Raw genomic sequence first — 15979 nt, forward strand, 5'->3', positions numbered from 1 at the left:
AAACACTAAAATCCTTCCCACCAACGCGTATCTTTGGGCGTATTGCCAATGATATACACTTCGCCAATTTGTGGGACATTGTAGCCTATATCACGCTCTTTGGCAAGATTGCCTAGTATCTCTACAGGCTCATTCCAGCCGTGAGAGCCAGCCATAAACCGCCCCCAATGGATTGGTTGAAGCACTTTGGCGCGAAGTTCTTGTGCGGCTTGTATAGTTTGCTCTGGGAATGAGTGGGAATATTTCCACGCTTGGTTGTATTGTCCATTTTCTAGCAAAACCAAATCAAACCCGCCAAAATAACTGCCAATTTCTTTAAACCGCTCATCATAGCCTCCATCACCACTGAGAAAAACTTTCTTTTCTCTCGTTTCTAATACATAGCTTAGCCATAGCATTTCATTTGTCTTATAGCCAAGTCGTTTGGTGCTATGCAGTGAGGGTGTGGCGGTAATTTTTAAACGCGTGAGATTCTCATTTTTGAGCTCTATGCCTTCCCACCAATTGAGCTCAACGATTTTTTTGGCTTCCACTCCGTATTTTTGTAGTAATGGCGCGGTATTTTCAGGCACGACAAAGAGTTGAGCGACTTTGGCAAGGGACTTTATCGACTTTTTATCCAAGTGGTCATAATGTGAATGCGTGATAAGCACAATGTCAATGGGTGGAAAGTCCTTTGATATGTAAGTTTTATGTGCCTTGAATGCGCGATTGATAAAGGGTAGGGGCGAAGCATAGGTATTAAAAACAGGGTCAATGAGGATATTCACACCATTACTAGAGATATACAGTGATGAATGTCCGAGCCATACGACAAAATCTTTTGTAAAAAGTTCAGAATCTAAGCTGATAAAATCTTTATTTGCCATAGGCAATGGCTTTGATGGTTTGGTGTTTTTGGCATTTTTAGACCTGTAATATTTCCACACATCGCTAAAGGTAACCTTTTGTGCGGAGAGTATATCAATGCGCTCATTAGTGTAAATAGAGCGATTTTTGTGTGGTATTTGTTGAGATTTTTGACGCGTGTTTGAGTGGATAGAAAATTTCACATACTCCATACATTTATCCTCTTGCATGTTCTCTAGCGTGCTGTCGATGTGTGCTGGCGTGATGATTTTAGATTCTGTGTAGTTGGCATTATAAGCACACGCATTCAAAAGCCAAACACACAAAAACGCTAGCAATACCTTAAATACATTTGTCATTTAAGTTTTAAGCCCTTTATTTTGGGTTAAAAGAGTTAAAAGCAACATTGTAGCATAAAAACTTTTTGAAACTTTTTTGTGTAATTTTAAATATGAAGTCGGGGCGGATAGATAAATAGTAATTTGAAAATTATAGTTTTCATAAATGAATTTAAGTATTCTCAATTTTATTTCAGCGTTTTGTTTAAGGCAAGTTTCTGGTTTCTGTGAGTTGTCCTTGTTGTGCCAAATACTTTGGATATTTTTTTGTTTTGGTTGCATTAGTTTTATTTTTACGAAAGGAGGTTACGAAAAAGTTTTTTCTATTGCTCGGTACAACAAGATTCAGTGATGACAACTCACAGGTATCCTATGTTTTAGTGGGTTATCCATAGGATACGCGCGTATTATAGTGTTTTTTTTTACAAAATTCATTTACCAAGTAAATTTTGTGTTAGAATTTCATTTACAAAATCTAAGAGAATCTGTAGATTCCACTAGGGGTGCGATAAATGAGCCTTTGGCAAAAAGTGAAACACTTTAGCGAATTAGTTGTGTTTGAGCATACAGCGTTTTCTGCAGCCTTTATCCTTGTGGCTATGGTTGTGGCAAGTTTGCAAAAACACGCAGGCATTTGGTTTGGTTTCCCTACCCTACTCCTTTGTGCCCTCGCACTCATTAGCGCGAGAAATTTTGCAATGGGTTTTAATCGTTTAGTTGATAGAGATATTGATGCTCTTAATGAGCGCACAAAAAGTCGTCCAAGTGTCGATGGACGCATTTCCGCTACACCACTTGTCATTTTTTGCGCGCTTAATGCCACGATTTTTGTTGTTACCTCATATTATATCAATGATTTAGCATTTTATCTCTCATTGCCGTTTTTGGTGATTTTGGGTGGATATTCGTTTATGAAAAGATTCTCATCAATGGCGCATATCGTGTTAGGACTTTCGCTTGGACTTGCTCCTATTGCAGGTTGCATTGCGATTTTAGGTAGTATGGAATTTTGGTGTTTAGCACTTTGCATTGCGGTGATGTTTTGGGTGGCAGGCTTTGATTTGTTATATTCTTTACAAGACATAGAGTTTGATTGTAAGCATCGCCTACATTCTATTCCAGCGCGATTTGGTGCAAAAACTACTTTATACATTTCAAGAATCTTTCATTTCTGTGCGGTGGTATTTTGGGCATTTTTCATTTCACAAACAGAAGTGCTTGGTGTCTTTTCATATATAGGGCTTTGTGTTTGCGCGCTAATGTTAATATATGAGCAATACTTAGTGCATAAAGACTTTGAGAATATTCCACGAGCATTTTTTACTACGAATGGATATTTAGGATTTGTTTTTTTGACATTTATTCTTATTGATGGGGGATTGCATTATGGAATCTAGCTTTGAGACACCACTCATTTTGGCGAGTGATTTTAAGCAAATACTTCAAACATTTGACATTCAAACACGACTAGGGAGCACCCACACTCAAATTACCTATGAATTTGTCAATGAAACAAATATCAAAACATTCCAAGATGAATTTAGTGCTTTAGCAAACTTAAGTGAAACACCGATGATGAAATGGATACATTCGAGGGGAGCTAAGGGGAAATTGGATTCTGGTGAAGAAGTGTTGTTTGAAATTTTAGTTGAAATGTATAAAAAAATTGAGAATCTTGAGCGACTTATCAAAAAGGAAGAGCGCACCCTCCCCCCGCTAGCAAACACCGCTAAACTTGGATTTGTAGGACATAATGTGCTTTGCCTTAAAGATGGACACAAATTTGACAATATGGGCGATATTTATGTGCGAATGTTTTTGCCGATTTTCCCTGAGCGTGATATTGGAATCTTTGCTAAAGTCATTCATTCGCAAATCGCACATATTCAAAAACTTCACTTGCGCGATACGAGAGGATTTGATAGTTTTGTGGTAGAATGCGAGCGTGCAATGATACTAGATGCTAAAAGCAATGAAATAAAAGAATAAAAGCAATTAAAGGAAAGTTATGGAGATTTCACTAGAGAATATCAGCATTGTTTGTAGTATTTCTTGCCTTGGCGCGGTGATTATCCTCTCTGTGTTAAATTTCTTTAAAAATAGCGATATGACCAAGCGTCTTAGGCGATTTGAGCGCGGATTTGAGGATATTAACAAAGAAGTGTATAAAATCAAAAAGTGGATAAAAGACACCGAATTAGAGAGCGAATACAACAATAACGCCATACACACGAAAATCAAAACCGAAGTCAAAGACGCACTGAATAATGGAATCATCAATGTCCAGCGACAAATTGAAGTTTTAGAATCTCAAACACTCAAGCAAAATGATTATGTCGAGGAGAAAATGCTCCAGCTCGAAGAGAAGCTACGGGGACTAAACTATACGCCTTCAAATGGCAATGCGATTGATGAGAAAAAAATCATAGGACTATTTAGAGATGGTTGGAGTGTCGATGCTATCGCTAAGGAAATGCGTTTAAATAAAGGCGAGATTGAATTTATCTTAAAACTTTCAAATATACGCTAATATGGTTTTTAAATGTGTTTCATCGCATTGGGGTTGATAAATAGAGGTTAAATTTGAAATATTACATTTATGGTGCTTTTGCGTTATGTATGTGTGGATGCTCGACAACTTATAGTGGCTTTTCATACAGCCCCATAACACAAACCGCAGATTCCAAACTAAGGGGCACATACCAGCAGGATTTACCAAACAAACAAATCCACAAACGCACTTCAGGGCGTAATACATTCTTCTCTCGTGATAGTATTTTAGAGCAATCAAGTCTTGCGCTAGAGAGTGCGTTATCAGATTTAGATTCCAATCGTGGTAAGGAGCTAAGAGCCGCACACGAGGCTTATAAAAAAGAAATTATCACTCTAAGTGATAAGGTGATAGAAAATTGGGGAAATGATGAAGTAGAGCTGACTTCACAAGATTCTATTATCAAATATTCAGACCATTATCTTTCGCGCTCAAAAATTAACTTTAGTGATGGAAAAATCCGCGTGGAAACGGTGGATAAATCAAACCCCGAACAATCCTTGCAAAACGCTATTGTATCGACATTGCTTACGCCCGATGACCCCAGAAGTATAGATTTGTATTCAGATTCTGCAGTGAAGTTCGGCGGGAAGCCATTTCTCTCGGGCTTAATCAAAGATAATGAGGGTAAAGAAGTGCTCTATGAGTGGAGAGCAAAAAAATATGCGCAATATCTCGTGCAAAATAAACTAAAAACGCGCAAGGATAGCAAAGGTGATGAAGTGTATTATGTGGATTTGCAAATGGAGGGAAATTATGCCGAGCTCGCGGGGAATAATTATCAAGCGTTTGTGAAAAAATACGCTAAAAAATATAATCTCCAACCTGCCCTGCTAATGGCAATTATCCGCACAGAATCAAACTTTAATCCCTATGCGATGAGCTATGTCCCAGCATTTGGACTTATGCAGGTTGTGCCAAGCACAGCGGGGGCAGATTCCCACGAGCTTATCACGGGGCAAAAAGGCGCACCAACCAAACAAATGCTTTTTACCCCAGAGACAAACATTCACTATGGAAGTGCCTATCTCCATATTCTTTATACACGCTATCTTAAAGATATTAAAAACCCACAATCCCAAGAATATTGCGTGATTGCAGCATACAACACAGGCAGTGGTAATGTGCTTAGAGCGTTTCATAATGATAGAACAAAAGCTATCGAAGTTATCAACTCGCTTTCTCCAAAGCAAGTGTATAAAAAGCTCGCAAGCAAACTCCAAAAAGCCGAAGCAAGGGAATATGTGCAAAAAGTAAGCGGTTTTAAGCAACAATATAAAGGTATGATATGAGGCTGTTTGAATTTTACGCTGAGCCAAAGGAATGTAGCTACCTAAGCGATAAAATTAGTAGATTTCGTTATTTTCATATACAAAATTGCTCAGATTCCTTTTATATTGGGCTTTTAGAGCGTGGATGGAGACGATTTGGGAATTATTTCTTTGTGCCAATGTGTGGCGAATGCCAAAAATGTATCACTATACGCACCCTTGTGGAAGAATTTAAATTTAGCAAAAACCATAAAAGAGTGATAAAAAATAACTATAACACCGAACTATACATACAAAAACCAACTATTAGTCAAGAGCATTTGAATCTCTATGACAAATATCACAAAAAAATGCACGACAAAAAAGGCTGGGAATATATCCCAATCACGCAAAAAAGCTACACAGAGATGTTTATCGAAGGACATCAGCATTATGGTTATGAATTTTTATACCTCGTGGATTCTCAGCTTGTAGGCGTTGGTTTGGTGGATATTTTACAAGATAACATTAGCGCGGTGTATTTTTTCTACGACCACGATTATCAACATTTAAGTCTTGGGACTTTTAATATTTTAATGCAGTTGCGTATCGCTAAGGAAAAGAAATTGAGATATTTTTACCCGGGCTATTGGATTGATGGACACGGCTCAATGGGATACAAAGAACGATTTAAACCATTTGAATGCCTAATAAACACGCCTGATATTTTTGATAGCACACAGTGGTTGCTTCATACTAAGGAGATTGACATTGCACAAAAAAAGGAGGAGTGTATCAATAGTGTGTTGCAAAAAGCACAACCAAGCCAACCTCTATATGAAGATTCTAAGCAAATGCAAGGTGTCTTGCCAGCGCAGGAGCAAAATGAGGATTTTTACAATAACACAGGAAAGCCCTAGATGAATAGCGCATTAAGCGGACTTTATGGCATTAGCGATACAGCCCTCACGCCAAAAGAAACAATCTGCACTCAAGTGCAAGAAGCAATCAAAGGTGGAATGAGAATCTTTCAATATCGAGATAAAATTAGCGATGATAACGATATTATAGAGATTATTTATCACTTAATGGATATTTGTGCTAAATCTAATGTTCTTTTTGTGCTTAATGATAGAGTGGAGCTTGCTATTAGACTTCGATGTCCTGCCTTACACATTGGTAAAGATGATGGAGATATACAAGTCATTCGTAAAAATTTTACAGGGATTTTAGGAGCTTCATCATATAGCGATATAACCCGCGCAAAAGAATTGCAAAAGCAAGGGATTGACTATGTGGCTTTTGGCTCGATATTCCACTCACCCACCAAACCAAATGCCAAATGCGTGGGTGCAGAGATTCTCTCTCAAGCAAAAAAAGAATTACACATTCCTATTTGTGCGATTGGTGGGATTAGCAAAGATAATATTTCATTGCTAAAAAATGCTAATATGTTTGCTGTGATAAGTGCTTTGTGGAATGGAGATGTGTATAAAAATGCACGGAATTTGTGTCAAAATACCTCATTATAAGTGGAATCTTATATGCTAACGCCTGTTTTCCTTTATAGTGGTGATTTTCACTGTGATGAGTTTTTGCGCGATGATGTCCATTGTCCTGCTCTTTTGTCAGGTAAAAATACTCTTTATCGCACACATAATATGTGGCTAAACAACGAAGTGCAAAAAACTATCCTCCCGCTTTGCCAAAGCACAAAATCCGTGCAATCTCACAAACCAAAAAACAATCAATCTCAACCTATTATCATCTTTGTTGGTGGATTTTTAGACAGCATTCATCGAGTCGTTTTTAGGGAGTTTGCGAGTTTTACCCTAGATTCTTGCGCGCAGTTTTCAAGCATTCCATTTATGGCAAAAATATACACCACATTTTATTGCAAACGACTTTTTGTTTCTCTATTGCCCGAGATTCTTGCTTTAGGCTATACGCCATATATCATCGCACACAGCTGGGGAGCAAGCAATGTATGTAAGGCATTAGAGAATCTAAAAGAAAAATTACCACGCAATTCAATTCCAATTTTACTCACACTTGACCCCGTTGGATATTGGCGACCTACGCACGAGATTGAGTGTGTGGAGAAATGGGTCAATATCTATATTGCTGATAAATGGAAATATTGCTTTAAATCCTCAAATATATGCACTTTTATCGGGCACGCGTGGAATGAATGTAAATACGCAAATAAGAACATTTCGATTAAAAACAAGCACTTAAGCGATATAAGTGATAAAAAATTTATAACTCCAAGAAAAAAACCCATAAATCACGCAAGTGTAAGGACAATGCTAAGTGTTTTTAATAAAAATTTATCTTAATTTTACTTTAAGTTGTGAGATTTGGATTGCAAATTTAACCTTAAAAAATAATACATTTTCTATCCCAAAATAATCGAAGATTCTCTAAAGTTAAGCACCTCGCCGATTATATCTGCTCTCTCATATCCTGCCAAGCGCAAGTCATATACTAAAGATTTCGCCTCGCTCGCTGGCAAACTAAACACCAATCCCCCACTTGTCTGCACATCATAGAAGATAATATCATCATCTATGCTACACTGCACGCTTACGCGTTTGGAGAAAGCTGATTTGTTGTTATGTGTGCCACCGGGGATTATCCCATCATTTACAAATCCTACCGCCCCATCAAAGAGCGGAATATCTTGGGTGTAGAGCAAAAGAGTTTTATCCCCACACATCTCAAGTGTATGCCCGATAAGCCCAAAGCCCGTAATATCCGTGCAAGCGTGGATTTGATATTTTTTTGCCTCAAGACTCGCGCGCAAGTTAAGCGTAGTCATTGATTGCACCACTTCGCGTTGATTAAAGGATAATCCACCCTTGATAGCCGTGCTTAAGATTCCCGTGCCAATAGGTTTGCAAAGCACGAGTAAATCGCCCACCTGCACGCTATTATTGCGCCATAGTGCGTTTTTTTGCACCAAACCATTTACACACAATCCATATTTTTGCTCATTATCACTCGTAGTATGTCCGCCAAGCAAGAATGCACCAGATTCTGTGATTTTATCTAATCCCCCGCGCAATATTTCCTTAGCCGCATTTGTATCGACATTTGTGCTATCCCACATAAAGAGATTCAGTGCGTTAATCGCCCTACCTCCCATTGCAAAAATATCACTTAGAGAGTTAGCCGCTGCGATTTGTCCATATAAATACGGGTCATCAACAATAGGTGTGATAAAATCCACCGTGCTAAGCAAGACCAATCCATTTGGTAATTCTCTGCTTTGTGGCATACCCTGCTGGGAATCTAGCAAGCAATCTAAGGCAAGCGCACCCGCATCATCACTGCTCTCAAAGCCAACTAAAAGTGCGTCATTGTGCGGTTGGGTAAGGCTACTTGTAATTTGTCGTAAGTCCTCCGGACCCATTTTTGCAGCTCACCCAGCACAGGAGACAAATTGCGTTAATTTATACTCATTCATTTAACCTCGCTTACAATGATATAACGCCCTCACCTTTTAGCATTTCTTCGATTGCTTCTAATGCGTTGCCTATCATTCCTACCTTTACTCGCTCTGTAAGCGCAAAGTAACTTAGGCAAGAACCACAGGAATATACCTGCACGCCGAGCTTTTCGAGCTCTTTTAGGGCTTCTACGATTTCATCATTTTGCACTTCGCCATTATCGGTGGTGAGAAGCACGCCACGATTGAGAAAGAATATTCTTTGCGGGAGAACTTGTGTGTTTGTAAGGGCTTTTAAAAATGCGTTGATAAGCATTACACCAAGTTCGCCCTCGCCTATTTTATCACTTCTTACAAGGAGTGTTTTAGGCAGAATCTTGTTGCTTAATTCCTGTGTTTTTTGTGCTTCTGACTTTGCTTTTATGATTATCATAAATTGTTTTTTGTCATTGGAGTGTCCAACTTCAAAAGCATAGCCTTCCTTTTTTAAAAATCGTGAGATATTTTCCTCTGCACTCACGCTATTGCCTATGACCTCATAATGTGCGTGCTTGAGCGTCTCGCTTGTTACTCCATTGAGTGTTTTTTTAACACGCAAAAGTGGCTCAGGACAAGCTAAATTGCGCACATCAATATTGACATTATCACCCATTGTTTATCCTTGTATTAAAACTTCAATGCAACGCGTATTGTAGCATATTTTGCTTTTTTTAAAGGATTAAATCATAAGCAAGTGAGAATCTAATGCCATTTTTGTGAGTGGAGGCGACATTTTCCACGCTTTAACTTTCCTAAAAAAAGGATTTTTGTGCGTGTTTTGCGTGTGATTCTCTTTAGTGCGTGTCTATGCTTGGCGTGGATACAAAACAATATCTCATACTCCTCTCCGCTTTGGATACGCCATTTTTGCCCTCCATTTTGAAATCGTTTAAATGTTTGGCTTGGGATAAAGGTTAAATTTGAATGCGATAAAAGTTTAGGAATGTCTTGGAGTAAGCCATCAGAAATATCCATACTTGAGCAAATGTATCTGCCAAAAGATTGCATAAAACAAATGCGCGGCAATGGGAGATAAAATCTATTATGCAGGCTTTTTCTTTGATTTTTTAGCACTTGCGTTGTAAGATTGCTTAGATTTTTTTGCATTGGCTTAAAGCGCAATAAATCACGCAATGTCTTTAAACTCAATCCTATTCCAAAATCTCCCTGTGTGCAAAAAAGCAAAGAACCACTTTGGCTATGGCGCGAAATAGGCTTGTTGGCAAATCCAAAAAGCGTGATATGAAAGGCGAGTTTTTCGCCCAACATTGTATCTCCGCCTATGATACGAATGTGAAAGTTTTTGCACACATCGCTAAATCCATTCACTATTTGAGTAATTTGAGATTTATTCATATCTTTGGCGATTACGAGGCTTATGAGGGCAAATGTTGGCGTAGCATTTTTGGCAATAAAGTCAGAAATATTGACTAAAAATGCCTTATAAGCGAGCATATAAGGACTAAACCATTCTCGCTTGAAATGAATATCCTCACAAAACCCATCAACCGCACTAATAAAATGAGAATCTTTTGCAAGGGGTTGAAAGTCTTTGGTAGAATGATTGCCTAAAGAAGGGGTATTCCTCCAAGGCAAATATTTGTGTGTGTGATGATGTAATTCTTTTTTACATACAAAGACATCATCATCAAATTTAGCACACACGCCATTTTTTTGTCCGACTTTTTGCAAAGAAGCGATAAAGAATTCTTCAATGCTTTGTGCCATTCACGCGTGCTTTATCTCTTTTATAGGGTGCGTTTTCTCTTGCTAGTCGAAAGAGAAAGTGTGTGAATCTCATCTAAGATTCTCACTTCAATGCGTAAAACCCCGCTTTTTAAGGACTTTGGAGGAATGACGATAAAGCCACCTTTTGCCTCTCCATTCGCCTTAAGTGTATTTTTACGCAAATAGCTTGAGAGGATAATAGACTTTATGCGCCGTTTTTCTTCTAATCGTTGCTCTTGTTCGATTCTATCGCGCGCGCCAAACCACGGGTCATAAAAAACAAATCCGGGGTATCCACGATAGATTAAAGAAGGATAGGTAGCGTAAGGATATGCTTTAGATTGCGATGGCTCTTTAGACACAACAACACCAAACGACTCAATAGCAAGCCCAAAATTCAAACCAGACTGCTTTACCTCTTCAAAATTTAAAATTTTCACAGGATTGGAGTTATAAAACGCGGACACACTAGGCGTATCAAAGATAAATTCCTCGTCATTTTCTTGTGTTTGTGTGTTTGATTTTTCTTGGGTTTTTAGCGTAGCACTAATGTAAATTGTTAAAGGCTCATTTTGGGTTTTGTTGAGTTGCTCTTGGGCGACTTCAAAACGCACAGAAGAATGAGTCTTTGTAGAAGTAACAAGCATAACGCCATTTGTATAAGCTTTTTCTTGTGTGCCATAGCGATTAGATTGAGAATCAAGAGTGTTGATAAAAATTTTCTTTTGCGTGCAACCAAAAAGCGTGAGAGAAACAACACCTATAAGCAAATACTTAAGGCAAGTTTTCAATGGATTGCCAAATGCCATATTTATCTCCTTTGTGTCTTTTTGTGTCAGTGATTGCAAGTCTAGCACAAAATTTACAGAGAATCTAAAACAAAATCTCATTTTATAAGAAAATTTTTTGCGAATACTCAGGTTTTTATAAGTTTTAAGGATTAAAACTTGCTTATCATCATAAAACAATCGTTTTAGAGGAATGCAATGGAATTTGTCAGCATTATTATGGGGAGCAAAAGTGATTATGAAGTAATGAGTGAGTGCGCCAAAACCTTAGAGAAATTTGGTGTGTCTTATGAACTTATCATATCCTCCGCTCACCGCTCACCTGAACGCACAAAGGATTATATAAAAGACGCTCAATCTCGCGGAGCGCAAGTTTTTATCGCGGCAGCTGGTATGGCAGCGCACTTGGCTGGTGCAGTTGCTGCGCAAACTTGCAAGCCTGTGATTGGCGTCCCGCTTACTAGCACACAAAGTGCTGTAAATGGGCTAGATTCCCTGCTTGCCACAGTGCAAATGCCAAGCGGTATGCCTGTGGCGACTATGGCGATAGGCAAGGCTGGAGCGATAAATGCCGCACATTTAGCAATGCAAATACTGAGCCTACAAGATTCTCGTCTTGCTAAAAAACTTAGCGATGAACGCGCTAACAAGCTAAAAGATTTAGAGCAAAGCTCACAAGAAATCCAAGTATTACTAAGAGGATAAAATGTCAGAAAATCAGATGCCACCAAATGAAATGCCACTAAGCGAAGCGAGTGAGATAAGTGAGAGAAATACAGATGGAGATTCTCCAAATGCACAAGTCGCTCTACCACAAACACAGCCAACTCCTGTGCCTGCAAATATCCAAGCCTCTACCACTTGGATTAGCGTTGATGAGTTTGCTCAACTTTCAGGATTAAGCAAGGAGAAAATCAACGAACTTATAGAATCTGGCACACTAAACACAAAAAAAGACGCAGAAGCGATACTCATTGATGCGAGTAGCGGGACTTATGCGCTTATCAAGCGCGTGCAAGGTAGCCTTGTAAGTGAGGGTGAGCTCAATCCTATGTTTGTCGAAAAGACTATCGCGACTATCCTAAGCCTACACGATAAGGTGATTGCAAGCAAAGATGAAACTATTAGTGCGTTTAAAAACGAAAACACATTCCTAAAAGATGCTCTTGTATCAATGCAAGAAGTCTATGATGATGATAAAAAGACAATGGAAACCTTGCGCCAAGAGCTCGAACACGCAAGAGAAGAAGTGGAATTTATGAAGCGCAAATACCGCTTAATGTGGGGAAAGGTTTCTACCATTACTGAGGGCAACAAACCCATTGATAGCAACAAAAGCTAACACGCGATTTTCTTGCATTGCATAACTTTATGATTCTAAAATTCCTTTCTTAGCGAAGCGTTTAGTCCTATTGTATTGTTGATACCATAATTTACAAAAAATCCACCCACATCAACAAAGGTATTATTTGCCAGAGTAAAACTTCCACCAAAAGCGATATTAAGTGTATTGTAAAGTGGTGGAGCATAAGTCAAACTTTGTGTGCCATAGAGCACTTTGATGTTTTTGTTTTCCTCCATAGTCATAACTTCATAATGAACCTTTCCAAATATATTATAACCATTAAACAAATAATTCCCCTTGATTCCAATCCCTACCCCAAGCGCATAAAAACTATTTGTTTGCGTTTGCAAGGCATTAGAAGCATTTTCTTTGAGTGCCTCTATGCTATACACATAATGGTGTAATCCTGCATAAGGCGTAAATGCAATGCGCTCACCCATAGAAAATGCCTTAAACAACAAAGAATCTATTTGGATAATACTCATATCTTGGGAAGCATTTGTGCGAGATTGCACCAATGTATTGTGGCGATTTACCTCTCCAAATGAGCTAAAATATGCTCCACCCAAGAGAAAATGCAGAGCTTGCGAGAGTTCGATAGTTTGTGTAGCCCTAAACATAACATTATGACTTGTGTGTGTGATAGACTGTGCGCTGTTTGTGTGCTCTATGTTTGCCTTACCATAACTTACACTAAAAGCTGTGTTGAATATTTTGCTACCCACTTGCGCCCCAATAAGCGTGCCGACATTATTCCCGTGATTTCCAGTGAGAAATTTTGAGCCAATCACACCAACTCTTAGATTCTCCCCTGCTGTGTTAGAATCCATAAAGTCAGCACTTGCATTTTTAAGGCTAAAAAGTGCGCTAAATGGAGCATTGATAATATCATTTATACTTTGATTAGTGCTACTCATATATTGCTTAATTTGCCCGCTACTCCCACTTGAGTAAATGACATTCCCCATAACAGCCTTATTTGCTTCAAAAATTGCGCGTTCATTGCCAACCAACCCTTGTGTGAAAGTATTTACTTTTGTGGAATCTAAGTTGTAAGTGGCACTTCCACCATTAAGGATAATATTAGCAAAGTCTGCGTTGGTGTAGGTTATGTTTGCTCCATTTATCGTGCCTGTGATGAATTGATAGGTTTGTCCATCACTTGCACCAGAAAAATCCACAACTACACTCCCACCATTATTGGTGAGATTCCCTGCGAGTTTTCCCATTGTGCCATTTTGTATCCCAAATGTAAGTGTGCTGCCACTATTGTTTTGCAATGTCCCAACTTGAAGCGTCCCGCCGTAGATTGAAATGCTAGAATTGCGTGGATTATAAATCCCGCCGCCATTGATAGAATCCCCACCCATTTGCGAAATCAATGTCCCTGTAACGCTCATCGTGCCACCATTTGTGATGATGAGATTCCCACCACCACCAAAGGCAGGGTCAAAGGCATTAAACAATCCACCGCCCGTAGTATCCACGCTCATATCTTTTGATTCTATTCCGTTGTAAAAATTGCCCGTGATTGTTACGCTTCCGCCATTTAGCGTGAAATTTGACACTGAATTACTTTGAATGCTACCTGAATAGCCGACATTATAGACATTGCCCGTTAGATTCACACTTCCGCCGTTGTTTGTTAGACTATTTTGCAATCGAATTGTATTGGCAGATATTTTAAGATTCGCGCCTTGAGAAAGGTTTGTGCTTCCATTGTGGATAAAAAATTTGGCATTACTAAAATCCGCAGTGGCATTTTGTGTGAGATTTAGTGTAGAGCCACTTCCAAATCGCACTTTGGATTCACCACCATATTCCGAGCCTTGTGCGTTGATTGTGTTTCCGCTTGAGATGACACTCAATTTCGCTCCATTGCCGATATTGACACTCCCATTTTCAATGCTAAGCGTATGCGCACTTATAAGCGTGGATTCTATCCCACTAGCCACGCTCAATCCACTTGAATAAAAAGTTGTAGTGCTGTCTTTGATTGTGAGCGCATATTGCGAGCCTGCCGCGCCGTTTATGCTTAAATGCGGATTACGATTTAGCCCTATGGTAGTCATTTGCCAGCCTTGCGGGCTTTTTGTCGAAGTTATAGTATCTTGCCTTTGTCCGCCATTTAGTGTGATGCTTGTCGGCAAAGTAGAATTCGTCCAATCAACGCCATAAGCACCGCTCAATGTAAAACATACAAGTAAGAATTTTGCACCGCGTTTATTACACATAATTTAATCTTTAGTTTAAGAATCAAAAAAGAGATGTTCTATGAGAATCTTTATCCCCAAAAGCACCAAAATTCCTCCGCCTAAAAATTCTGCCTTGCGCCCCAAAAATAATCCAAATTTATTGCCAATTTTGAGTGCAACAATACAAAAAATAGCCGTTACAATACCAATACAAGCTACACTCAATAACAAATTTGTCTCTAATACCGCAAAGCTAACTCCAACCGCAAGTGCATCAATACTTGTGGCAATCGCAAGAGGAAGCATTGTTTGGTATCCAAATTTATCACTATCGCTTGCGCATTCTTGTGGCTGGAAAGATTCTTTTATCATCTTAAAGCCAATACAACTAAGCAAGACAAAAGCAATCCAATGGTCATAATCGGCGATAAAACCTGCAAATATAATGCCAAGAAAAAATCCCAAAGCAGGCATTAAAGCTTGGAATCCACCAAAGTATAACGCAACAACCATACAATGCTTAGGAGTAACGCTACGCACACTAAAGCCCTTACATAAACTCACAGCAAAAGCATCTGCTGCTAAAGCACAAGAAAGCAAAAAAATACTCCAAGTATCCACACTTAATCCTTCCTAAAATATTGTTGTTGAGTTTTACTAAATCAAACAATATTCCGCGAGGTTAAGTAAGTTTGCTAAATTTTAAACGGATTCTCAACAACCTTTTTTCTATCCACAATATATGGAATCAATGCCATATGACGCGCTCGTTTAATCGCTACTTCTGCGCGCTCCTGCCATTTTTTTGTGTTGCCTGTAAGTCGGCGAGGCATTATCTTGTATCGCTCTGAGAGCGAATGCTTTAGCATTTCAATATCTTTGTAGTCAATAAACTCTAGCCCTGCCTCTGTGTATCGGCAGTATCGCTTTGAATATTTTCTTTTTTCCATTGTTTCTCCTTTAAAATGGTATATCTTCGTCATTTATGTCAATTTCTGGGATATTTTGATTATATCCTCCCGCGTTACCTTGTGTGTTGCGTGGTTGTGAATTTTGATAACCTTGATTTTGGGAATCTTGGCTATATCCATCACTTTGAGTATATTCTCCACCACCTTTGCTATCGAGCATTTGCATACTTTCAGCAATAATAGTGTGTTTTGAACGCTTTTGCCCACTTTGGTCGCTCCAGCTTTCAAAATTCAATCGTCCCTCAATAAGCACTTTTGAGCCTTTTCTTAGATATTGCTTGGCGACCTCTGCGGTGCGCCCAAATAGCTTCACATCGACAAAGCAAGTTTCCTCGCCCTTTGTGCCATCTTGCTTGTTGTATCGTCTATTTGATGCAAGCCCTAAGGTGGCTACTGCGCTTCCACTTGGCAAATAGCGAATGTCCTCAATATCACGCGTGAGATTCCCTATAATGATAACTTTATTATACATTA

Annotated in this window: 18 protein-coding genes; 9 read left to right on the forward strand and 9 right to left on the reverse strand. The window is 38.9% G+C overall.

The window, feature by feature from the left end; translation table 11 throughout:
* Nucleotides 1–5: 5 nt before the first annotated feature.
* The gene (locus tag ACWIWK_RS05820) at nt 6–1208 is read right to left on the reverse strand and encodes an MBL fold metallo-hydrolase (RefSeq protein WP_454151672.1); all 1203 of its coding nucleotides are present in this window, start codon (nt 1206–1208) and stop codon (nt 6–8) included.
* A 491-nt stretch (nt 1209–1699) separates the two neighbouring features.
* Here ACWIWK_RS05820 and mqnP point away from each other — a divergent pair, with 491 nt between their 5' ends.
* From mqnP to ACWIWK_RS05855, 7 genes are read left to right on the forward strand one after another with little or no spacing between them, the layout of a single operon-like run.
* Entirely contained in the window at nt 1700–2584 is an 885-nt protein-coding gene (mqnP, locus tag ACWIWK_RS05825) for a menaquinone biosynthesis prenyltransferase MqnP (protein ID WP_454151674.1), read from the forward strand.
* Nucleotides 2574–3176, forward strand: coding sequence for a hypothetical protein (locus tag ACWIWK_RS05830; RefSeq protein WP_454151676.1), 603 nt, complete (start codon nt 2574–2576; stop codon nt 3174–3176). The genes mqnP and ACWIWK_RS05830 overlap by 11 nt, the downstream gene beginning before the upstream one ends.
* A 19-nt stretch (nt 3177–3195) precedes the next feature.
* Nucleotides 3196–3717 carry a hypothetical protein gene (locus tag ACWIWK_RS05835; RefSeq protein ID WP_454151678.1) on the forward strand — a complete coding sequence of 174 codons (522 nt, stop codon included), beginning with the start codon at nt 3196–3198 and terminating at the stop codon, nt 3715–3717.
* Between the two features lie 53 nt (nt 3718–3770).
* Nucleotides 3771–5030 (forward strand): murein transglycosylase domain-containing protein, encoded by a 1260-nt coding sequence (locus ACWIWK_RS05840; RefSeq protein WP_454151680.1) that lies wholly within the window; start codon nt 3771–3773, stop codon nt 5028–5030.
* The gene (locus ACWIWK_RS05845) at nt 5027–5908 is read left to right on the forward strand and encodes an arginyltransferase (protein WP_454151682.1); all 882 of its coding nucleotides are present in this window, start codon (nt 5027–5029) and stop codon (nt 5906–5908) included. The genes ACWIWK_RS05840 and ACWIWK_RS05845 overlap by 4 nt, the downstream gene beginning before the upstream one ends.
* Complete coding sequence (gene thiE / locus ACWIWK_RS05850; RefSeq protein WP_454151684.1) at nt 5909–6520, forward strand: thiamine phosphate synthase; 612 nt, start codon at nt 5909–5911, stop codon at nt 6518–6520. It abuts the gene before it with no gap.
* 12 nt (nt 6521–6532) lie between these two features.
* Nucleotides 6533–7327 carry a hypothetical protein gene (locus ACWIWK_RS05855; RefSeq protein ID WP_454151686.1) on the forward strand — a complete coding sequence of 265 codons (795 nt, stop codon included), beginning with the start codon at nt 6533–6535 and terminating at the stop codon, nt 7325–7327.
* A gap of 59 nt (nt 7328–7386) precedes the next feature.
* On the opposite strand, the gene selD is transcribed toward ACWIWK_RS05855, so the two are convergent.
* The 4 genes from selD to ACWIWK_RS05875 form a co-directional block, all read right to left on the reverse strand.
* Nucleotides 7387–8403: a selenide, water dikinase SelD gene (gene selD, locus ACWIWK_RS05860; protein WP_454151688.1), complete on the reverse strand. Its 1017-nt coding sequence runs from the start codon at nt 8401–8403 to the stop codon at nt 7387–7389.
* A 64-nt stretch (nt 8404–8467) separates the two neighbouring features.
* A complete protein-coding gene (yedF, locus tag ACWIWK_RS05865; protein WP_454151689.1) occupies nt 8468–9091 on the reverse strand; it encodes a sulfurtransferase-like selenium metabolism protein YedF in 624 nt (207 codons plus the stop codon).
* Nucleotides 9092–9180: 89 nt separating this feature from the next.
* Complete coding sequence (locus tag ACWIWK_RS05870) at nt 9181–10206, reverse strand: thiamine-phosphate kinase (RefSeq protein ID WP_454151691.1); 1026 nt, start codon at nt 10204–10206, stop codon at nt 9181–9183.
* Nucleotides 10207–10226: 20 nt separating this feature from the next.
* Nucleotides 10227–11015: a hypothetical protein gene (locus ACWIWK_RS05875; protein ID WP_454151693.1), complete on the reverse strand. Its 789-nt coding sequence runs from the start codon at nt 11013–11015 to the stop codon at nt 10227–10229.
* Between the two features lie 177 nt (nt 11016–11192).
* Between ACWIWK_RS05875 and purE the strand changes: the two genes are divergently transcribed.
* Together purE and ACWIWK_RS05885 are read left to right on the forward strand one after the other, a co-directional pair.
* On the forward strand, nt 11193–11699 hold the full coding sequence (purE, locus tag ACWIWK_RS05880) for a 5-(carboxyamino)imidazole ribonucleotide mutase (protein ID WP_454151695.1): 507 nt from the start codon (nt 11193–11195) through the stop codon (nt 11697–11699).
* A 1-nt stretch (nt 11700) separates the two neighbouring features.
* Nucleotides 11701–12336, forward strand: coding sequence for a DUF3972 domain-containing protein (locus ACWIWK_RS05885; protein WP_454151697.1), 636 nt, complete (start codon nt 11701–11703; stop codon nt 12334–12336).
* 35 nt (nt 12337–12371) lie between these two features.
* Here the strand turns inward: ACWIWK_RS05885 and ACWIWK_RS05890 are convergent, their stop codons facing one another.
* The 4 genes from ACWIWK_RS05890 to ACWIWK_RS05905 all read right to left on the reverse strand — a co-directional run bounded on the left by ACWIWK_RS05890 (nt 12372) and on the right by ACWIWK_RS05905 (nt 15977).
* The gene (locus ACWIWK_RS05890; RefSeq protein WP_454151699.1) at nt 12372–14573 is read right to left on the reverse strand and encodes a hypothetical protein; all 2202 of its coding nucleotides are present in this window, start codon (nt 14571–14573) and stop codon (nt 12372–12374) included.
* A gap of 15 nt (nt 14574–14588) precedes the next feature.
* Entirely contained in the window at nt 14589–15155 is a 567-nt protein-coding gene (locus ACWIWK_RS05895) for a manganese efflux pump MntP (RefSeq protein WP_454151701.1), read from the reverse strand.
* 74 nt (nt 15156–15229) lie between these two features.
* Nucleotides 15230–15484 carry a 30S ribosomal protein S18 gene (rpsR, locus tag ACWIWK_RS05900; protein ID WP_454151703.1) on the reverse strand — a complete coding sequence of 85 codons (255 nt, stop codon included), beginning with the start codon at nt 15482–15484 and terminating at the stop codon, nt 15230–15232.
* 10 nt (nt 15485–15494) lie between these two features.
* A complete protein-coding gene (locus ACWIWK_RS05905) occupies nt 15495–15977 on the reverse strand; it encodes a single-stranded DNA-binding protein (RefSeq protein WP_454151705.1) in 483 nt (160 codons plus the stop codon).
* Nucleotides 15978–15979: the final 2 nt, after the last annotated feature.

Source organism: Helicobacter sp. 23-1048, assembly GCF_053654545.1.

Excerpts from the sequence above, each read along its gene's own strand:
- ACWIWK_RS05890 (WP_454151699.1), bottom strand. The coding sequence starts at position 14,573 with ATGTGTAATAAACGCGGTGCAAAATTCTTACTTGTATGTTTTACATTG.
- ACWIWK_RS05820 (WP_454151672.1), bottom strand. The coding sequence starts at position 1,208 with ATGACAAATGTATTTAAGGTATTGCTAGCGTTTTTGTGTGTTTGGCTT.
- mqnP (WP_454151674.1), top strand. The coding sequence starts at position 1,700 with ATGAGCCTTTGGCAAAAAGTGAAACACTTTAGCGAATTAGTTGTGTTT.
- ACWIWK_RS05905 (WP_454151705.1), bottom strand. The coding sequence starts at position 15,977 with ATGTATAATAAAGTTATCATTATAGGGAATCTCACGCGTGATATTGAG.
- rpsR (WP_454151703.1), bottom strand. The coding sequence starts at position 15,484 with ATGGAAAAAAGAAAATATTCAAAGCGATACTGCCGATACACAGAGGCA.
- selD (WP_454151688.1), bottom strand. The coding sequence starts at position 8,403 with ATGGGTCCGGAGGACTTACGACAAATTACAAGTAGCCTTACCCAACCG.
- ACWIWK_RS05855 (WP_454151686.1), top strand. The coding sequence starts at position 6,533 with ATGCTAACGCCTGTTTTCCTTTATAGTGGTGATTTTCACTGTGATGAG.
- purE (WP_454151695.1), top strand. The coding sequence starts at position 11,193 with ATGGAATTTGTCAGCATTATTATGGGGAGCAAAAGTGATTATGAAGTA.
- ACWIWK_RS05875 (WP_454151693.1), bottom strand. The coding sequence starts at position 11,015 with ATGGCATTTGGCAATCCATTGAAAACTTGCCTTAAGTATTTGCTTATA.
- ACWIWK_RS05845 (WP_454151682.1), top strand. The coding sequence starts at position 5,027 with ATGAGGCTGTTTGAATTTTACGCTGAGCCAAAGGAATGTAGCTACCTA.
- ACWIWK_RS05870 (WP_454151691.1), bottom strand. The coding sequence starts at position 10,206 with ATGGCACAAAGCATTGAAGAATTCTTTATCGCTTCTTTGCAAAAAGTC.
- ACWIWK_RS05885 (WP_454151697.1), top strand. The coding sequence starts at position 11,701 with ATGTCAGAAAATCAGATGCCACCAAATGAAATGCCACTAAGCGAAGCG.
- yedF (WP_454151689.1), bottom strand. The coding sequence starts at position 9,091 with ATGGGTGATAATGTCAATATTGATGTGCGCAATTTAGCTTGTCCTGAG.
- thiE (WP_454151684.1), top strand. The coding sequence starts at position 5,909 with ATGAATAGCGCATTAAGCGGACTTTATGGCATTAGCGATACAGCCCTC.
- ACWIWK_RS05835 (WP_454151678.1), top strand. The coding sequence starts at position 3,196 with ATGGAGATTTCACTAGAGAATATCAGCATTGTTTGTAGTATTTCTTGC.
- ACWIWK_RS05830 (WP_454151676.1), top strand. The coding sequence starts at position 2,574 with ATGGAATCTAGCTTTGAGACACCACTCATTTTGGCGAGTGATTTTAAG.